Here is a 3,492-nt window from a genome sequence, read left to right as displayed (position 1 = left end):
CGAGCCCGGGCGCGGGGCGCCCGCCGCGCGGGGGGCGCGGGCCGTGCCGCGGGCGCCGCCCGCGAGCTCGTCGGGGCCCGGGACGCGCATCGAGGTGTGGGTGTCGCGGTTGGAGTCCGGGGTCGAGCCCGGCACCAGCGGGACCGCTCCCCGGCGCGGGGCCGCAGGTTCGCCGGCCGGGAAGGCGGCCTCGGGCTCCTCGGGGAGCTCGGGCTCCGGCTCGTCCACGTCGAGCGGCGGCATGCCCGCGACGACGGGGAGCTGCTCGCGCAGGCGCGCGGCCAGTTCCGAGGCGCGCAGCCGGGACGCGGGGGCCTTGGCGAGGCACTGGACGATCAGCTGCCAGAGCTCGTCCGGGATGCCCGGGAGCGGGACGACCGTCTCGGTCACATGGCGGCGCAGAACCGCGCCAGGGTGGCCGCCGCCGAAGGGCGTGAAACCGGCGAGGAGTTCGTACAGGACGGTCGCGAGGGCGTAGATGTCGACGGCCGCGCGGGGCGGCAGACCCTCGATGATCTCGGGAGCGAGATAGTCCGGGGTCCCGATGACCTTGGTCGCGCGCGTACGGCGCGGTGAGTCGACGAGCTTGGCGACGCCGAAGTCGGTGAGGAGCGCGGGGTGCGAGCCGCCTGGGCCGAGCGGACCCTGCATGTCCAGGAGGACGTTCTCCGGCTTGACGTCACGGTGCACGATGCCGGCCGCATGCGCGGCGGCCAGGCCGTCGGCCACGTCCGCCACGATCGCGACGGCCGCCTCCGGGGCGAGCCGCCGCTCGCGGTCCAGACGGGTGCGCAGATCGGTGCCGCGGACCAGGTCCATGACGAGCGCCAGATCATTGCCGTCCACGACCAGATCGCGTACGCCGACCACGTTCGGGTGGTCGAGGCTGAGCAGCGCCGTGCGCTCCTGGACGAAACGGCCGACCAACTCCTGGTCGGCGGCGAGGTCTTCGCGCAACAGCTTGATGGCGACCGGCCCTTCAGGACCTTCGCCGAGCCAGACAGTGCCGGCGGAACCGCGGCCCAGGATCTGGTGGGCGGTGTACCGGCTGCCGATTTTCCGTGCCAAGACTGCTCCTACGGGCTCCTGTTGGCGACAAAGCTACGCGGCTTCGGCGCCAACCTTCGCGTCCGGGGCGGAAATCACCCGGCAGGTGTCGACAAATCAACCATGTCACGGCCCGGTCGGGGTCCTGGAGCACAAGAAAACCGGGCCCCCGAAGGAGCCCGGTTTTCCCCCACACTCGCGCGGTTACTGACCGCCGCCGCCGGACCCGCCGTCCGTCGCGCCGCCCAGATCCTCTATCCAGCCCGAGACGGTGTCGTACCAGTGCCCGATCTGGGCGAAGAACGAGCGGCCCTGGCCGATCCAGTCCTGCAGCGGGCTCAGCTCCCAGATCAGCCACGCGGCCACGACCAGGATGACGATCGTGAACAGACAGCCCTTGAGGCAGCCGAGCCCGGGAATCCTCATCGGGTTGGCGCTGCGCTGCCTCGGCTGACGCGGCGGGCGCGGCTGCTGCGGAGGCTGCGACGGGGGCGCGTACCGCTGCGGCTGCTGCTGGGGCTGCGGCGCGGGGGCGTACCGCTGCGGCTGGTGCTGCTGCGGGTGCTGTGGCTGCTGCTGCGGATATCCGTAACCCTGCGGCGCCTGCTGCCGGCCCTGCTGCTGTCCGCGCTGGACCTGGCGCTGCGGGCGGCGCCGCAGCGGGTCCTGGTTGGGGTCGAGGTACTGGACCTGCGTCTGCTCGTTGCGGTCGCGGGCCGCGCGCATCTGGTTCTGCCACGGGTGCGGGTCGTCCGGGTTGCCGCCCTGCGGGGCGCCGGGCGGCACCGGCGGCATCACGGCGGTCGGGTCGGCCGCGCCGCGGTTCGGCAGAACGGAGGTGGGGTCCGCGTCGGGGGAGCCCGAGGTGTGCGGCATCACATTGGTCGCGGCACTCGGATCGTGCTGACCGTACGAGCCCGCACCCTGCGGCAGCACCTGCGTCGGGTCCGCGGCTCCGGGCGTCTGCGGGACGGCCGCGGGCGTCGGATCGGGGGCGAGCAGTGCGCCCACGCCCTCGGCGGCGGTGATCTGCGAGGAGTTCGCGTGGATGCCGATGCCCTCGGCGACCACGCGCAGCGCACGCCCCAGGTTCTCGGCGCTCGGCCGCTCCTCGGGCTTCTTGCGCAGACAGCGTTCTATGACCGTCCACAGCGGCTCGGGGACCGTGCTCGGGCGGCGCGGCTCCTCGCCGAGGTGGCGGTGCAGCACTTCGAGCGCACTGCCGCCGGAGAACGGCGGACGGCCCGTGACCAGCTCGTACAGCAGAATTCCGGCGCCGTAGATGTCGACGGCGGAGGTCTGCGGACGGCCCTCGGCGGACTCGGGTGCGACATACGCCGGCGTACCGACGAATTCATGGGTACGGGTCAGGCCCGGCGAATCCGCGAGGCGCGCGATGCCGAAGTCGGTGAGCATCGGGGTCATGCCGTGCTCGTCCTCCTTGAGGAGAACGTTCGCGGGCTTGAGGTCCCGGTGCACGACGCCGTCGGCGTGGCTGGCGGCAAGGGCGTCGGCGATCTGGGCCGTGAGCAGGGAGGCGGCGACCGGGGTCATCGGGCCGTTGTCCCGGATGTAGCGGTGCAGGTCGGGACCGTCGATCAGGTCCATGACGAGCGCCAGGAGATCGCCTTCGACGACCAGGTCGCGGGTGCGCACGATGTTGGGGTGCGTCAGGCGGAGCAGCACGGAGCGTTCACGCAGGAAGCGCATCACGACATCCGCGTCGTTGGCCAGCTCCTCCTTGAGCACCTTGATCGCGACGGTCTCGCCGGGGTGTCCCTGGACGGCGGCCTCGGCGCCCGCGGGCTCGCGCTGGCGGGCTCGCCAGACGGTGCCCGTGGCGCCGCGTCCGAGCGGCTCCTCGAGCAGGTACTTGCTGCCTACCGGCCGCACGTCATGCGCTCCCTGTCGATCGTCGAACTCTGTTCCTGGCGTTCCTTGTGTTCCGCCCCACTGTAGTGCGGCCGAACGGGGCACTGGTGTGCCGTCGGCCACCCGTTCCCGTAACAACCGTGGCGGTTCCGTTCCGCAGGAAGACGCAGGCCCTCGGCGGTTGGTTGCCGGGTCCCCTGCCCACGCACGTCCCATGCACACGCCCGCCGTATACCCGCGCGGCCAATTCCGCATGAGCGAGGGCGATTTGGACTCCAAAGACGGAAAACCCGATCAATCAAGATCACTTAATGGTGGGTGCCGGGCGTGTTGTCGGTGGCAGGTGCGAGGATGCCTACGAGCACGGAGCCATGCCGTGTGCGGTGGGGGTCACCGACGGGTCATCCGTCCCCCGCCGGGCACCCCGCGCAGAAGGGACCGCTGACGGCGATGCAGATCCGGCTGACCGTCCTCCGGGCAGGCCCTGACGGCCGCAGCACGCAGTCGGGGGGCGACTGCGGCGCCACCGACCTGCTGGGCACCGCGCCCGCCGGCACCGCCCTCCCGGCGGGG

General features: G+C 72.3%; 3 protein-coding genes. 1 reads left to right on the top strand and 2 read right to left on the bottom strand.

From position 1 onward, the window contains the following. Both JAO81_RS41625 and JAO81_RS41620 read right to left on the bottom strand, forming a co-directional pair. A partial coding sequence (locus tag JAO81_RS41625) for a serine/threonine-protein kinase (protein ID WP_199553210.1) occupies positions 1-1,068 on the bottom strand: 1,068 nt, incomplete at its 3' end. Positions 1,069-1,251: 183 nt separating this feature from the next. Then, on the bottom strand, positions 1,252-2,940 hold the full coding sequence (locus JAO81_RS41620; RefSeq protein ID WP_199553209.1) for a serine/threonine-protein kinase: 1,689 nt from the start codon (positions 2,938-2,940) through the stop codon (positions 1,252-1,254). Between the two features lie 330 nt (positions 2,941-3,270). Between JAO81_RS41620 and JAO81_RS43260 the strand changes: the two genes are divergently transcribed. Continuing rightward, a partial coding sequence (locus tag JAO81_RS43260) for a hypothetical protein (protein ID WP_233416658.1) occupies positions 3,271-3,492 on the top strand: 222 nt, incomplete at its 3' end.

Source organism: Streptomyces sp. N35, assembly GCF_016464295.1.
GTDB lineage: Bacteria > Actinomycetota > Actinomycetes > Streptomycetales > Streptomycetaceae > Streptomyces.
This window is presented reverse-complemented; position numbering and strand designations above follow the sequence as displayed.